This window comes from Mycobacterium simiae (assembly GCF_008370645.1).
Lineage (GTDB): Bacteria > Actinomycetota > Actinomycetes > Mycobacteriales > Mycobacteriaceae > Mycobacterium > Mycobacterium simiae_A.
This window is the reverse complement of record NZ_VTZN01000139.1, coordinates 1-14428: the sequence shown is the minus strand read 5'-3', so window position 1 is coordinate 14428 and position 14428 is coordinate 1. Positions and strand designations below refer to the sequence as shown.

The following is a 14428-nucleotide window of genomic DNA, read 5'->3' as shown; positions in this document are numbered from 1 at the left end:
CGGTGGCGGTGGTGTCCTCGGGTGATCCCGGTGTGTTCGCGATGGCCACGGCCGTCATCGAGGAGGCAAAACAGTGGCCGGGGGTGCAAGTCCGGGTGATTCCGGCGATGACGGCAGCCCAGGCGGTGGCCAGCCGGGTGGGCGCTCCGCTGGGCCATGACTACGCGGTGATCTCGTTGTCCGACCGGCTCAAGCCCTGGGAGGTGATCGCCGCCCGCCTTGCCGCCGCAGCCGCCGCCGACCTGGTGCTGGCCATCTATAACCCGGCTTCCAATACGAGGAGGTGGCAAATCGGCGCGATGCGAAACCTGCTGCTACAGCACCGCGAACCCGGCACACCGGTGGTGATCGGCCGCAACGTCTCCGGCCGCGATGAAGAGGTTCGAGTGGTGCAGTTGGCGGACTTAAACCCGGCCGACATCGACATGCGCACCCTGCTGATCGTGGGATCCTCGCAGACCCAGTGGTATTCAGCGGGTTGCGGCGACCGAGTCTTCACACCTCGCCGCTACCGGCGCTGAGCTGGCGACATCGGCCGGCTCACCCAACAGCAGTGACCGCACCAGCCGCCGCGGCCCGAACGGTCGCAGCATGGCGCTAGCCGGTCGCGGCCGGACCGGCAGCGGCCACCAGAACCAACGGCCCAGCAGAGCGGCAATGGACGGCGTCATGAGCGAGCGCACGACCAGGGTGTCGAACAGCAAGCCCAGTCCAATTGTGCTGCCGGCCTGGCCAATCGAGCGCAGGTCACTGGCGACCATGGACAACATGGTGAACGCGAAGACGAGTCCTGCCGCAGTAACGACCCCGCCGGTTTCGCCCATGGAGCGGATGATGCCGGTCTTGAGTCCAGCGCCGATTTCCTCCTGAAAGCGGGACACCAGCAGCAGGTTGTAGTCGGACCCAACGGCCAACAGAATGATGACTCCGAACACCGGGGCGATCCAGTTCAAGTCCAAGCCCAGCAGATGTTGCCAAACCGACACGGACAGCCCAAATGCCGCGCCCAGCGACAACAACACCGTGCCGACGATCACTAGTGAGGCCACCAAGGCTCGGGTAATGATCACCATGACGACGAATATCAGTGTCAGCGCAGCGATTCCCACGATCAGGATGTCGTACTTGGCGCCGGTTTGAATGTCGTTGTAGATCGCGGCCGTCCCGGTGAGATAGAACTTGGCATCGGCCAGGGGTGTGCCCTTGACGGCTTGGCGCGCGGCATTGAGTTCCGGTTTGACCGCCGAAATCCCTTTGGGCGTAGCCGGATCCGAGTCGTGGGTGATGATGAAGCGCGCGGCCTTGCCGTCTGGCGACAAAAAGAGTTTCAGGCCCTGCTGAAAGTCGGGATTGTCGAAGGCTTCCGGCGGAAGGTAGAAGTAGTCGTCAGCCTTCGAGGAGTCAAACGCCTGGCCCATTGCGCTTGCCGTGTCCGTCATCCGAGACATTTGCGTGACCAACCCGGAGAAACTGCTGTGTAACGTCAGCAATGTCCCTTGCATGGATTGTGTGACAGCGATTATCGGCGGAAACTCCGCACGCAGCTGAGGTAGCAACACATCCATGTTGGTCACATCTTTGAGCAGCGTGTCCATGTTCTCGCTGAATTGGTCGACGCCGTCGATCGCCTCGAACAGCGACTTTGATGCCCAGCACACCGGAATATTGAAACAGTGCTGTTCCCAGGACAAATAACCTCGCAGCGGCCGCGCGAAATCGTCGAAATCGGCTAGATGATCTCGCATTTCGTCCAGCGTGGCCTTCATCTCACCCATGTCGGCGACCATCCGGTGTGTCGTGGTGCTCAGCTGGCCCAGTAAACCCTGCATACGTTGCATCGACCCGATCATGGCGCCGAGATCGTCGCTCATTTTCAGCATATCGGCCATGCGGTCTTTCATGAATTGCAGATTTTCTTGTATGGGCAGCGCCTGCATGCTCACCTGAAACGGGATCGACGTGTGCTCGATCGGGCTGCCCAGTGGCCGGGTAATGCTTTGTACCCTCGCAATACCGGGCGTACGGAAGATATCCTTGGCAATCCTGTCCAACAAAATCATGTCGGCAGAATTCCGCAGGTCATGATCGCCCTCGACCATGAGGATGTCGGGATTCAATCGTGCGGCGCTGAAATGGCGCTCTGCCGCGGCGTATCCGACATTCGACGGCAGATCGCGAGGTATGTAATACCGGTCGTTGTAACTGATTTTCATGCTCGGCACCACCAGCATGCCAACGATCGTGATGAGAAGGGATGCCACGAAAACCGGTCCGGGCCAGCGCACGGTCGCGGTACCGACCCGCCGCCACCCGCGCACCTTGATCATCCGTCTCGGATCAAGCAGCCCGAACCGAGATGCCACAGCGACAATGGCCGGCGCGGCCGTCAGCGCCCCCGCGATGACGACCAGCAACCCCAGCGCCGACGGAATGCCCAGCGCCTTGAAATAGGACAGCCGCGCCAAGTGCAGGCATAACGTCGCACCGGCAATCGTAAGCCCGGAGCCCAAAATAACGTGATATGTGCCGCGGAACATCGAGTAATAAGCCGATTCCCGATCTTCGCCGACCTGACGGGCCTCTTGATAGCGCCCAATGAGGAATATGGCGTAGTCTGTTCCCGCCGCAATAGCCAGGGATGACAGCATGGCGACAACGAATGTCGAGAAGCCCAGCAGGTGGTTGTGCCCCAAAATCGCCACAAGTCCCCGGGCGGTGCCCATTTCGAAACCGACCATCAGGAGAACCAGAAGTACCGTGCTGACGGAGCGATAGACGATAAACAGCATGATCATGATGACCACGCCCGTCACCCCCATCATTTTGAACATGCTCTTGTCGGCGGCCTCGTTCATGTCCGTGGTGAGCGCCGCCGGGCCGGTGACGTAGGCTTTGATTCCGTTGGGCGGCGATGAATGGTCGACGATTTTCCGGACTGCGTCGACGGATTCGTTTCCCAGCGTGCTGCCCTGGTTGCCGGCGATATTGAGTTGGACATACGCGGCTTTGCCGTCCCCGCTCTGAACGCCGGCGGCGGTGATGCGGTCGGCCCACAAGTTGTGGACGTGTTGTACGTGTTTGGTGTCGGCCTGCAGCTTCGTCACCAAACTGTCGTAATAGCGATGCGCCGCGTCGCCGAGTTCTTTGTCGCTTTCCAGGACAACCATCACGATGCTGTCGGAATCGGACTCGTGGAACGTCTTACCTATGCGTTTGGCGGCGATCATTGCCGGCGCATCTTGCGGTGACATCGTCACCGCGTTTGCCCGCGCGACGAACTCTATTTGCGGCACGAAAATGTTCACGGCGATCGTGACAAGCAGCCAGGCCAGGATGATCGGCACAGCTAGGGCACGGACCGCCCGCATGAAACGCGGGCGGGCGCTATCGTCGCTGCTCATGCTGATTTCACCAGGCAGAAGGTCTGGGCATGGTGGCCGTAGCCGGATTGCTCGTCCTTGACGGCACCGTTTACCGTGATACGGCATCCGATTGTGTCGCTGTTTCCTTGTGCCACCACGTTGGCGATGACGGCTGGGATCGTCGTGGTGATCGTGTAGGTCCAGGGCAGGCTGGTGAAGGTCGCTTGCTCGGGCACGGCATTCTTGTTCAGGTAGCTCACGCTTCCTGCTGTGCCGTTAGGCCCGAAAACCTCGTAGGTCACGGTCTTGGGGTTGACCGGCACGATGGTCTCTGCGCTGCTGCCAGCCGACGAGAAGAGTTCGTCGGAGCCGAATACGCCGCGGAGGCGATCGACGGCGATGGCGCCGATGGCCACTGCCACGACGACGACAAGCGGTACCCAACCCCGCTTCAGCATAGTGAACATCGACGTGTCCCTTCGCTTATGACGGGTCGTCTCGGCCAGTCTTGCGCGGGCGCTGCGGTGTCAGATAGGGCCGTTTGCCCCTGCCAGGAATGGCCCTCGGGCACCAAGACCGCCAGCGCCAATCACCCGTTGGCATGCGCGTCCCCTCACTATCTGGTCCGGTGGCAGTCACGCCACCGCTTCAGGTATACCATACCCCCTAGGGTATTTTGGAAGGTGTGTTTGTCGCGGGCGGTCAGGTGCTAGCTATTACGCGAGAACGTCGGCGATGTACTTGGCCGCATCGGCAATGAGCGCTTCATTCGGTAGCGCGTCATACCCGCCGGCGGCGCGATCGGACATGATCGCCACAACGTGAGGCACGCCCGTCGGCGACCACACCACCGCGACGTCGTTGGCACGTCCGTAGTCACCTGTACCCGTCTTGTCGATGACTTTCCAGTCGGCCGGGAAACCCGCTCTGATCCGCTTGGCGCCGGTGGTGCTGCGCGCCATCCAATCGATGAGCATCGCCCGCTTGTCGGGCGCCAACGCATCACCGAGCACCAGCTGTTGGAAGACCAGGGCGATAGCGTGCGGCGTGGTGGTATCGCGCTCGTCGCTCGGGGCATCGCGGTTCAGCTCGGGTTCTTCCTGATCTAGACGACTCACCTGGTCGCCCAGGCTGCGCAGATACTCGGTGAAGGCTGCCGGCCCGCCGATATCAGCGAGCAGCAGGTTGGCCGCGGTGCCGTCGCTGTAGCGAATTGCCGCATCACACAACTGCCCAATGGTCATTCCGCCCTGGACGTGCTGTTGGGTCACCGGGGACGTCGATCGGATGTCGTCGCTGCTGTAGGTGATGACCTTGTCCAGGTGGGTGAGCGGGTATTGATGCAGCACCGCGGCCACGAGCGGCGCCTTGAACGTCGAGCAGAAGGCGAACCGCTCGTCGGCGCGGTAGGCAATGGCGGCGCTCGGGCTGGCGGCGGGCACATAGACGCCGAGCCGGGCATCGTATTGTCGCTCGAGCGGCTCAAAACGACCGGACAGGTCCGGGGCGGGGGGCGCCGGGGTGGCCGCGGCGGGATGGCCGTCGTTGGGGCGGTGCGCACAGGCTGCCAACGGCATCAGTGCAGCTGCGGCCAGCAGCTGACGGCGGCCGAATCCAGTGTACCCGTAATCGCGCATGCCGCAGTATCACACGGCCGTCGAAATAGCTGTCGACGGAGAAGTTACGCGCACCTTTTCCTTTGCGCACAGCGCAGCCGTGCGCAACGATGCAGAGATGCGGTGTGACGTTGCGCGCGAGGCGTTGTCTGCGCAACTAGACGGCGAGCCTCCGCAAGTGCTGCCACAGCAAGTGGATGCCCATCTGCAATCGTGTCGCCGGTGTCGAACCTGGCTGATCGGTGCGGGCGCACAGACGCGGCGATTCGCCACGGTTTACCCGGGCGAGAGCCCGGACTTCGCCGCCCGGGTGATGGCGACTTCCGGCGTTCCATCTACTCCGCGGTATCGCAGGTGGCTCCCTATCCTGGGGTCGGGCCATTGGCGATGGGCCCTGATCGCCATGGGTATGTTCCAGGTGGCGATCGCGGCCGCGCAGATCAGCGGAATCGACTTCGGCATCATGCCGCACCACGACGGGCATGGCGAGATCATGACCGGCGAACACCTGCTGCACGAATCCACCGCCTGGTCGCTGGCGCTGGGGTTGGCGATGATCGTCGCGGGAATTTGGACCGGCGCCGCTGTCGGTGTGGCCGCCATTACCGGTGGCTATGGGCTGGCGCTGGTGGCTTACGTGACCGTTGACGCCTGGCACGGCGAGGTCACCGCAGCCCGCATCGCCAGCCACGTGCCCGTGCTGGCGGGCATGGTGTTCGCGCTGTTGGTGGCCCGAGACCGGCGCGGGGCACGAACGTCTCGGGCGACCGGCGCCGACGCTGCTTCGCCGGCCTGGCCCGAAGCCGTTTCACGCGGTCGCCGTCGTAGACATCCGCGGCCAATCAACGGCTCTACGACAGCCGGTCGTATACACGGCGGGCCTTCCCGATTAAGGTGGATGCCCATGACTGCGGCAACCGACGACGAGGCAGTTACCGCACTAGCCTTGGCGGCTGCGAACGGGAACGTGCGGGCGCTTGAGGCCTTTATCAAAGCTACCCAGCAAGACGTGTGGCGGTTCGTGACCTACCTGTCGGACGCTGCCAGCGCCGACGATCTGACGCAGGAGACCTTCCTGCGCGCGATTGGGGCCATTAAGCGGTTCTCCGGGCGTTCCAGCGCCCGAACGTGGCTGCTGGCTATTGCGCGCCGGGTGGTTGCTGATCACATCCGCCATCTCCGCTCGCGGCCCCGTACCGCCCATGGCGCCAATCCCGAACAGCTGCGCTACAACAACCGTCACGCTCGAGGGTTCGAAGACCTTGTGGAAGTCACCACGATGATCGCCCAGCTCACCGCTGATCAGCGGGAGGCGCTGCTGCTCACCCAGTTGCTCGGGCTGTCTTATGCCGACGCCGCGGCGGTGTGCGGCTGCCCGATAGGAACCATTCGGTCGCGCGTCGCTCGGGCGCGCGATGCACTGCTCGCTGACAGCGAATACGAGGACCTGACCGGTTAGCGCAGCGCGGCGACCCAGGCGGCGGCCTGTGCAACGGTGTCCACCGTCGGCACCCCGGCCGGCAGCTGCGGGCGCGCCACCATCACCACCGCAATATCAAGTGCTGCAGCCGCGTCCAGCTTGGCCCGAGTCATGTCGCCGCCGCTGTTCTTGGTGACCAGTGCGTCGATGTGGTGTTCGCGCAGGAGTGCAAGTTCGCCCTGGTAGCGATATGGGCCGCGGGACAGCAGCAATCGGTGCCGCCGCGGTAGCACGCTTATGTCGGGCGCGGTGACCGCACGGATCAGAAACCAGGCGGTGCTGTCGGCGAACGCCTGGGTGCCGAAACGTCCGGTGGTGAGGAAAATCCGTTGGAATCTTTGTTGCGTAACGGTTTCCGCTGCCTGGGCATCCGAGTCGACGACGATGGCGGCACCGGGATCCCAGGGCGGGCGGGCCAGCACCAGATAAGGCATTTTCAGTTCGGCGCATACCTGTGCTGCGTGGGCGGTGATGGTCGCGGCGAACGGGTGGGTAGCATCGACGACGGCGTCGATGCGCTGGTCTCCTAGCCAGCGCCGCAGCCCGTCGACGCCGCCGAATCCCCCGACGCGTACTGGGCCGACCGGCAGTACCGGGTCGGGTACCCGGCCGGCCAGCGAGCTGATGATGTCGACGCGTGGGTGAAGTCTGCCGGCCAGGGCCCGCGCCTCGGCCGTGCCGCCGAGCAGCAGTAGGCGGGTCAATGCGTCTCCCGGCGTGCCGCTGAGTACAGGTAACTGTCGGTGAACCGCTGCGCTGCCAGCACCTCGCCGATGACGATGACGGCGGTCTTGGTGACGTTGGCCTGGTGCATCTGGGTGGCAATGTCGGCCAGCGTGCCGCGTAGCACAATCTGTTGTGGCCAGCTTGCGAAAGCCACTACGGCAGTGGGAGTTTCGGGCGTGTAGCCGCCGGTTAGCAGCTGTGGGACGATGGCGTCGATCTGGGCTGCCGCCAGGTGCAACACCAGGGTGGCACCGGGCTTGGCGAGGGTGGCCAAATCCTCACCGGGCGGCATGGGTGTGGACAGGGTGGCTATCCGGGTCAACGTGACCGTCTGCGCCACCCCTGGGACGGTCAGCTCGCGGTGTAGTACGGCCGCCGCTGCGGCGAAAGCCGGTACGCCCGGCACGATTTCGTAGCCGATGTGCAGTGCGTCGAGTCGGCGGCATTGCTCGGCCAGTGCACTGTACAGCGACGGGTCTCCCGAGTGCAGCCGCGCGACATCGTGGCCGGCAGCGTCGGCGTCGGCAAGTTCGCTGACGATCTGGTCGAGGGTCAGCGGCCCGGTGTCGATGATCTTCGCCTGCGGCGGACAGTACGCCAGCAGGTCGACGGGCATGATCGAGCCCGCATACAGGCACACCGGGCAGCGTTGCAGCAGTCGTTGGCCCCGCACGGTGATCAGATCCGCGGCACCGGGTCCGGCTCCGATGAAATAGACCGTCATTTGGTCACCGTCCACTGCGTCACCGGCAGCTGCGGGCGCCAGCCGGTGAAGCCGCCCAACGGCTCCCCGTGATAATGCTGGAAGCGTCGGAGTTGGCCGCCGTGTCGCGAATAGGCTTGCGCTAGTAGCGCTTCCGATTCCGCGGTGACCGCATTGGCGACCAACCGGCCGGCTGTGGGCAGGTTGTCTAGGCAGGCGTCGAGGAGGCCGGGTTGGGTGAGGCCGCCGCCAATGAAGATCGTTGCCGGTTTTCCGGCGCCAGCGAAGTGCTCGGGTGCGTGGGCGCGCACGTCGATGCTCACGCCGAATGCCTCGGCGTTGACCCCGATGTTGCGGCGGCGCCGTTCGTCACGTTCGAACGCTATCGCGGTGCAGCCCGGCCAGCTACGGCACCACTCGACGGCGATGCTGCCTGAGCCCGCGCCGACGTCCCACAATCGCTGCCCTGGCCGGGGCGCCAGTGCGGCCAGCGTCACCGCCCGGATGTCATGTTTGGTGATCTGGCCGTCATGGGCGAACGCATGGTCGGGCAGCGACGCCAGGCGCTCGTCGGGCAGGTAGCGGATCGCGATGACGTTCAGATCGTCAATGCCGCTTGGCGTTTCATTGGCCCAGCGTTTTGCGGTGCCGTCAAGTCGGCGTTCTTCCGGGCCGCCGAGTTGTTCGAGGACGCTAAATTCGGAGTCGCCGCGGCCATGTGTATTGAGCAGCACCGCAACCGCTTTGGGTGTGGTTCGGTCTTTCGAGAGAACGATTGCCTGGCCGCCGCGGCGGACGGCGGTGTGCGGCGGCGCGGTGACCAGGCTGATCACCTCGGTGTGTTGGAGGTTCCAGCCCATGCGGGCGCAGGCGAGGGCGACCGCCGAGACGTGCGGTAGAACAGTGATCTTGTCGGCGCCGAACAACCGGATCAAGGTACCACCGATGCCATGCAGCAGCGGGTCGCCGCTGGCCACGACGTGGATGTCTGGCCCTTGCGCCGGTAGCTGCTGCAGGGCAGGCAGCATCGGTGACGGCCACTCATGTCGGTTTCCGGTTACCGTCTCGTCGAGCAGGTCGAGTTGTCGCCTGGAGCCATAAATGACTGTGGCCCTGTGTAATTCGCGTCTCGCGTATTGCGAGAGGCCTGGCATGCCGTCGGCGCCGATACCGACCACGATGATCACCGCGGCATCCTGCGCCATACGAACTGCGGCAGCAGCTTGAGGGTGAAGAACAGCGGCTGCAGCATCCACGGAATCCATACGGTACGCCGGCCTTTGGCCAGGGCACGCGCGGTAGCATTGGCCACTTGATCCGGCGTGCTGGACAGCGGCGCGGGCGTCGTACCCGCCGTCATGCGTCCGATCACGAATCCGGGGCGAGCGATCAGCAACCGGACTCCGGTCCCGTGCAGCGCGTCGGCCAGTCCGCTGGCAAAACCGTCCAGGCCGGCCTTGGCCGACCCGTAGACGTAGTTGGCGCGTCGCACTCGCACCCCGGCCACCGAGGAAAACACCACCAGTGTTCCGGTATTGGCTTTGCGCATCGCGGCGGCCAAATGGGTGAGCAGGCTGACCTGCGCCACGTAGTCGGTGTGCACGACGGCGATCGCATGCTCGGCGTCGGTTTCGGCTCGAGCCTGGTCGCCCAGGATTCCGAAGGCCAGCACCGCGGTGCGGATGGGGCCGTGATCTTTCGTTATCGAGGCAACCAGTGGGCCGTGCGACGCCAGATCGTCGGCGTCGAACTCCCTGGTGTGGACATCGGTGGCGCCGGCTTGGTATAGCGCAGCGACGTGCTCGCCGAGCCGGTCAGCCTGTCGTGCCGCCAGTATCATCGTTGCCCCGGGAGCCAGGCGCCGTGCGAGTTCACTGCCGATCTCGCTGCGGCCGCCGAAAATTACCACCGGAGCCGCGCCCGTGTCATCCACGGGTGCGATTATCACCTGCGCTAGCGTGGGTGGCGATGGCCAAGACCACGACGCGGCTTAACGATGATGCATTGGCGTTTCTCTCCGAGCGTCATTTGGCCATGCTGACCACGCTGCGGGCCGACAGTTCGCCACACGTGGTGGCGGTCGGTTTCACGTTCGATCCCCACACGCATCTGGCTCGCGTGATCACTTCCGGTGGATCTCAGAAGGCGGTCAACGCCGAGCGCGGCGGAATCGCGGTCTTGAGTCAGGTCGACGGCGCCCGGTGGCTGTCGCTGGAAGGCAAGGCCCGGGTCAACAACGAGATCGACGCCGTGCGCGACGCCGAATTGCGTTACGCCCAGCGCTATCGCACCCCACGCCCGAATCCGCGTCGGGTGGTCGTCGAGGTGCTAATAGAGCGGGTGCTGGGGTCGTCATCGTTGCTTGACCGGTGCGACTAGCCTCCGCGCTGGTGTAGCGCACCCAGGCACCGCCCGCTGGACCAGCTACGGCACGGAGCCGGGCGTTCTGGTCGCCCGTTCGGGGCAGGGCGAAACTTGCGTTGGCGGCCGCGCAGGCTGATGGAGCCTGCGCGAACGTCACCGGAGTTGGCGTCAGCGTCCACGCGCCCGCTTTGTTAAGACAGGCCGCCGGGTGGGCGTCTGCGCACGAAGCGGCAACCCAACGGCCATTGGCTGCCTGCAGGGCGCAGGCTCCGGCGGAGGCACGGGGTTCGTCCGGTGCCCAGCTCCATAGCGATGCCTGGATACGCCCGTCTTCGGGGAGTAGCTGGTCAAGGCCGAACAGATTGACACCACAGTCGGTCATGGCCTGCACCTTCGGCGGTGTGAGCGTCTCTGGATTTGCCGGTGGCCGGGTTGGGTTGGTTAGGGCCGTGACCAAGGTGGAATCCTCGTAGTAGCGAACAAGTTTCGAGGCGTACACGCGGCTGCCGTAGGTGGCGTCGCAAGCCGGGAACGGGCGGTAGTCGGGCGTCGAGCCGCTTTCCACCTCGACGCTGTCCCAGTCGAAAACGTCATTCGACCAGGCCTGCACGCAGGAGCTGATCAGCACCACTTGCGCGCCGGAGGCACGGACGTCGTTTCGCGACGCCTGGAGTGGGAGTGGGACGCAGCCGTTGGAGGCGCGCCGGGCCCGGTCAGGGTGGTAGATGAGGCTTGTTCCGTCGGGGCGGCGCAGGGCAGCTTCCAGGGTGGCTGTTGTTGCTGCGTACGCCTCGGCGTTGTCCATTTGGTCCTCGAGGTAGAGCAGGATGACTTCGTCGGTGTGACCGGGTGTGTTGAGCCAGGTCGTGATCTGGGGCAGCACCTTGGCGAACGGCGGCTCATTGGTGCAACCCAAGTCGGCACTTTTTGGTCCCAACCCGTGGCAGACGGTGACTTCACGCTTGCCGAGGAGCTCAAGCCGTGGGATGTAATGCAGGTCGAGCTCGAGGCTACGCACGTCGATGTCGAGCTGTTGGGTGAGGGTTAATTGCTGGTTTGAGTCGGCGTGGGAGACGGTGAACGAATTGCTGAGGCTGTTGAACGAATTATGGGTGCCCAGCCATTGCGCTTGGCTGATCGGCACTGGGTCGGCCAGGGCGTACTGGAACTGCGCTGTGCGGTGCACCCACGACTGCAGGTAGGCGTCTCGTGCGGCTTGGGTCACCTTGTGAGCAAGCGGCAGGGCGCAGCCGGTATCGGGCACACCGACGCGACGACATTCTGCGGCGACCGCATCGGCGAACTTGTTGAGCGCGACGCACGGGATCGCGATCGGGCTGATGGCGTCACATTGTGGGGTGGGCGAGGTTTGTTCCGGGGTGTCGGCGGTTACGGCTGCGGGCGTTGCTAGTACGACCCCGAACACGGTGGCGACGGCCACGATCTGCAGCCATCGGGTGCGGGGCATGCGCGGTACTTTGGCATGTCAGCGGGGCCGGCAGCTAGAGATGTTGTGGAAGTGTTGTAATCGCGGGTGGTTGCTGTGGCAATAGAGTTCCGCTGATCAAACCGAACCCGTCGCCGCCCGATCCCACCCTCGCGAGCTTTATCGAGTGGCGAAAGCCCGGACGGAGCCGATCTTCGTAGAAACAGCGCCAGGGTATAGGGCGAACTTGGTAAGCCGTAGTGCTATTTCGCGACACCAAGACCCTCAGTTAGCGCGGAGTCAAGCTCGGCATATGACATGGTCAGTACTTGACTGGTCGGCTCGCCTGAGTTCGGCAGGTGCGCGTAGCGGTCGGGCGCCGCTTTGACCAAGTACTTGTGCATCAGCCGCTTAACCACATCGCGCGAAACGCCATTATACTCAGCAATAAATTCCACTATCTTTTGATCTGCAGCTTTTTTTCTAATGCGGTACATAAACCGGTTCTTTGCCACTGACGATATACCGACTCAAGATTACATTTCAGACGTAGCATATCACCAAAAAATGCAAGCACGTATTTGCCTGCGTCCTCAGCGCGTGAGAATACAGCCTCTACAGACATTTGAGGCGAGCTTCTTCGCTCGGTAGTCACGCTCAAGAGAAGGTATCCGAATTGAGAGGGTCTTATGATCTGCGCCGTCCACTCAGGATGAGGGTAGCCGTCACGAAACCACAAACTACCATCTGATAATTCCGGCGCCTCCCGCGACGGTTCCTTCCCGGTTGCGGAAACCCAGCGGCGTCGCCAGGTTTGGTACCGTTCGTTGACTTCATGAAAGTCGATGTCGCCCGAAGGGCTTCCTCCATCAACGCCAAGGCACATATGGGGTCCCTATGGTGTAAGGCCGTAGGCTTTGTACATGTCTGCTCGATGGACATCGGTACACGCGGAACGTCTACCCTGTTGGCTGGTCCAGTATCGGCTAGACAGTAACTACCGCCCTTCAAGCGGGGAGAACAATGGCTTACCCTCTGGGTTAAGAAACGAATCTCTTATCACGGAAACCGGGACATTAATATAGTGTGATAACTCAACCAGCCGATCAACTGCACCAATTGATAATACGGCCTCGGCTTCATCTATTAGCGCATCTCTCTCACGACCCAAAAAAACTATCTTCCCTATAGCATATCTCTTTTGAAGTTCATCCATGGCGAACGGTTTACGAACCCAGTTGAGACCTCGTCGCCTTCGGACAGAATTGCCAAAATGACCAAAAAGATATTTTTCAAGTAGCGCCATTGTCGCTGTCCCGATATGGAAATTCTCAGGCCCCAGGCGAGTAGACGAAGTTATTACATAGTACCCATCTATAAAACTGACTAAATAGCGTGCTTCACCGCCTTTATTCCAGATTGCGGTTCGGCCATCGCTTGCCTTTGAGCCCTGGATTGTGTCCAATCCAGCCAGCCGAATCCACTCATCTAAATCAGTTGAAAAGTCCACAGCTATTGTCATTATCGCAATATCCCTTGAACAACCAGCTCTTCTTCGGTTCGCGCCTCACCAGCCGCATCGATTATCTGCACTTGAAGACCTCCGCCCCGCTGGCCGAGTCCAGGTGCAACCTCTGAGATTTCAATTTTCCATCCGGCAGGCAGCAAGTTCAAAGCATACGCATGATAGGGATCGCGCAGCGACTTCACGTGAAGAGCGCGCTGCTCCCACGATGCCGCATGTCCATTTTCCATGACACCGAAGTAGCTACCCTGATCATCGCCGATGCGGTCGAGTCGGTTACCATAATGTTGTATGAACTGCCGAATGTCCGTGTAAGCAACCCTGGTCCCGGGTACCGCGCCGTTGTTGCCTGGGAAATTAAACCAATGCTCTCCATTCGGACCTAACTTGTTGAAACGTTCCTGGTATTCCTGTTGGGCATAGGCATGCCCATTCGGGTCGCGCCCGAATGGCGCGTTAGCGTCTTCCATGAGCTTCCTTACATCTGGGGTAATCTGACTTAGATCTGCAGGGTCATCTGCGTATTGCCAATAACGCGGTAACGGTTCTCCGTAATGCGGATCTGTCGGTTTATCCGGTAACCGAGTCCATCCGTCACCTGACGCCTCGTGCGAATGCACCGGGTCCAAAGTTCCGGAACTCCCAGGGTGCGACTCGCGGAAACTACCAGTACCGTCACCGGCACTAGGTGTTCCGTCGTGTCGTGGCGGTTGTTGACTGCTCGGCGGGGCGCCGTCACCACGCCCGTGCGGGCCATCGCCGCCGGGCGACGGCAATTCGGATGGTTGACCGCGGGTACCGACGTCGCCGTCGCCATGTGGGCCACGCAGTCCTGGCAGCTCGGTTGGGCTAGCCGGGGACGCGAACCGTGGGGACGTAGCGGCGGGCGTCGCCGATGCGGGCCCAGACGCCGCGGAGGGTGGTTTGGTGGGAGTTCTTTCCGCTGCCGCTGAGGAGTGCGTGGATTCAGTCAGTCGCGGGCTGCTTGAGGTGGTCTGTTCGCCTACGGCGACGGGTGCGGGCGCGGCACGAGGTTCGGCTGGTGGAGGTGGATCATGCAGACCCGCCGGTCCCGAGGCCGCGGGCGTCGGCGCAGCGGGCGAGTCAATCCGGCTTCCGCCCACCGGAGCCGATCCAGCCGGGGGTTGGGTGACCCCAACCGGAGCTCGCGGTGAGTCGCCTGACGGTAGGGGCGCTGGGGCGCCGCTGGGTTGCGGATCGGTTTG

13 protein-coding genes and 3 pseudogenes are annotated in these 14428 nt (G+C 62.8%); 5 read left to right on the top strand and 11 right to left on the bottom strand.

The genetic code is table 11. The features are described 5' to 3' along the window. Positions 1 to 521: precorrin-3B C(17)-methyltransferase (locus tag F0Q45_RS19300; RefSeq protein ID WP_149655462.1), on the top strand; the 521-nt coding region annotated here is incomplete at its 5' end. Here the strand turns inward: F0Q45_RS19300 and F0Q45_RS19295 are convergent. The 3 genes from F0Q45_RS19295 to bla form a co-directional block, all read right to left on the bottom strand. Next, on the bottom strand, positions 471 to 3401 hold the full coding sequence (locus F0Q45_RS19295; RefSeq protein ID WP_149655461.1) for an MMPL/RND family transporter: 2931 nt from the start codon (positions 3399 to 3401) through the stop codon (positions 471 to 473). The genes F0Q45_RS19300 and F0Q45_RS19295 overlap by 51 nt on opposite strands. Further along, a complete protein-coding gene (locus tag F0Q45_RS19290) occupies positions 3398 to 3829 on the bottom strand; it encodes an MmpS family transport accessory protein (protein ID WP_149655460.1) in 432 nt (143 codons plus the stop codon). The genes F0Q45_RS19295 and F0Q45_RS19290 overlap by 4 nt, the downstream gene beginning before the upstream one ends. Before the next feature lie 249 nt (positions 3830 to 4078). After that, complete coding sequence (gene bla, locus F0Q45_RS19285; RefSeq protein ID WP_149655459.1) at positions 4079 to 4999, bottom strand: class A beta-lactamase; 921 nt, start codon at positions 4997 to 4999, stop codon at positions 4079 to 4081. On the opposite strand from bla, the pseudogene F0Q45_RS29455 reads away from it, so the two are divergent. After that, positions 4998 to 5747 (top strand): annotated as a pseudogene (locus tag F0Q45_RS29455) (DUF2275 domain-containing protein); the annotation flags it as partial. The gene bla and the pseudogene F0Q45_RS29455 overlap by 2 nt on opposite strands. Before the next feature lie 135 nt (positions 5748 to 5882). Further along, entirely contained in the window at positions 5883 to 6437 is a 555-nt protein-coding gene (gene sigC / locus F0Q45_RS29450; RefSeq protein ID WP_262491064.1) for an RNA polymerase sigma factor SigC, read from the top strand. Here the strand turns inward: sigC and F0Q45_RS19275 are convergent. Genes F0Q45_RS19275 through F0Q45_RS19260 form a run of 4 tightly spaced genes read right to left on the bottom strand, consistent with a single transcriptional unit; the run spans position 6434 to position 9820 of the window. Continuing rightward, on the bottom strand, positions 6434 to 7162 hold the full coding sequence (locus F0Q45_RS19275; RefSeq protein WP_188113028.1) for a cobalt-precorrin-6A reductase: 729 nt from the start codon (positions 7160 to 7162) through the stop codon (positions 6434 to 6436). The two genes, sigC and F0Q45_RS19275, sit on opposite strands and share 4 nt — an antisense overlap. Further along, entirely contained in the window at positions 7159 to 7908 is a 750-nt protein-coding gene (cobM, locus tag F0Q45_RS19270; protein WP_149655458.1) for a precorrin-4 C(11)-methyltransferase, read from the bottom strand. The genes F0Q45_RS19275 and cobM overlap by 4 nt, the downstream gene beginning before the upstream one ends. Continuing rightward, entirely contained in the window at positions 7905 to 9074 is a 1170-nt protein-coding gene (gene cbiE / locus F0Q45_RS19265; RefSeq protein WP_149655464.1) for a precorrin-6y C5,15-methyltransferase (decarboxylating) subunit CbiE, read from the bottom strand. The genes cobM and cbiE overlap by 4 nt, the downstream gene beginning before the upstream one ends. Beyond that, positions 9071 to 9820, bottom strand: coding sequence for an SDR family NAD(P)-dependent oxidoreductase (locus F0Q45_RS19260; RefSeq protein WP_149655457.1), 750 nt, complete (start codon positions 9818 to 9820; stop codon positions 9071 to 9073). The genes cbiE and F0Q45_RS19260 overlap by 4 nt, the downstream gene beginning before the upstream one ends. A gap of 29 nt (positions 9821 to 9849) precedes the next feature. On the opposite strand from F0Q45_RS19260, the gene F0Q45_RS19255 reads away from it, so the two are divergent. Further along, on the top strand, positions 9850 to 10266 hold the full coding sequence (locus F0Q45_RS19255; protein ID WP_188113029.1) for a F420-dependent biliverdin reductase: 417 nt from the start codon (positions 9850 to 9852) through the stop codon (positions 10264 to 10266). 13 nt (positions 10267 to 10279) lie between these two features. Here F0Q45_RS19255 and F0Q45_RS29970 read toward each other — a convergent pair. The 4 genes and pseudogenes from F0Q45_RS29970 to F0Q45_RS19235 all read right to left on the bottom strand — a co-directional run. Then, a pseudogene (locus F0Q45_RS29970) lies at positions 10280 to 11719 on the bottom strand (hypothetical protein); the annotation flags it as partial. Between the two features lie 221 nt (positions 11720 to 11940). Next, on the bottom strand, positions 11941 to 12192 hold the full coding sequence (locus tag F0Q45_RS19245; RefSeq protein ID WP_149655456.1) for a hypothetical protein: 252 nt from the start codon (positions 12190 to 12192) through the stop codon (positions 11941 to 11943). Positions 12193 to 12674: 482 nt separating this feature from the next. Further along, on the bottom strand, positions 12675 to 13199 hold the full coding sequence (locus F0Q45_RS19240; RefSeq protein WP_149655455.1) for an Imm61 family immunity protein: 525 nt from the start codon (positions 13197 to 13199) through the stop codon (positions 12675 to 12677). Further along, positions 13199 to 13672, bottom strand: a complete 474-nt coding sequence (locus tag F0Q45_RS19235; protein WP_149655454.1) for a glycohydrolase toxin TNT-related protein — start codon at positions 13670 to 13672, stop codon at positions 13199 to 13201. The genes F0Q45_RS19240 and F0Q45_RS19235 overlap by 1 nt, the downstream gene beginning before the upstream one ends. A gap of 457 nt (positions 13673 to 14129) precedes the next feature. On the opposite strand from F0Q45_RS19235, the pseudogene F0Q45_RS28675 reads away from it, so the two are divergent. Next, a pseudogene (locus F0Q45_RS28675) lies at positions 14130 to 14428 on the top strand (hypothetical protein); the annotation flags it as partial.

Excerpts from the sequence above, each read along its gene's own strand:
- sigC (WP_262491064.1), top strand. The coding sequence starts at position 5,883 with ATGACTGCGGCAACCGACGACGAGGCAGTTACCGCACTAGCCTTGGCG.
- F0Q45_RS19240 (WP_149655455.1), bottom strand. The coding sequence starts at position 13,199 with ATGACAATAGCTGTGGACTTTTCAACTGATTTAGATGAGTGGATTCGG.
- F0Q45_RS19295 (WP_149655461.1), bottom strand. The coding sequence starts at position 3,401 with ATGAGCAGCGACGATAGCGCCCGCCCGCGTTTCATGCGGGCGGTCCGT.
- F0Q45_RS19290 (WP_149655460.1), bottom strand. The coding sequence starts at position 3,829 with ATGTTCACTATGCTGAAGCGGGGTTGGGTACCGCTTGTCGTCGTCGTG.
- bla (WP_149655459.1), bottom strand. The coding sequence starts at position 4,999 with ATGCGCGATTACGGGTACACTGGATTCGGCCGCCGTCAGCTGCTGGCC.
- cobM (WP_149655458.1), bottom strand. The coding sequence starts at position 7,908 with ATGACGGTCTATTTCATCGGAGCCGGACCCGGTGCCGCGGATCTGATC.
- F0Q45_RS19235 (WP_149655454.1), bottom strand. The coding sequence starts at position 13,672 with ATGGAAGACGCTAACGCGCCATTCGGGCGCGACCCGAATGGGCATGCC.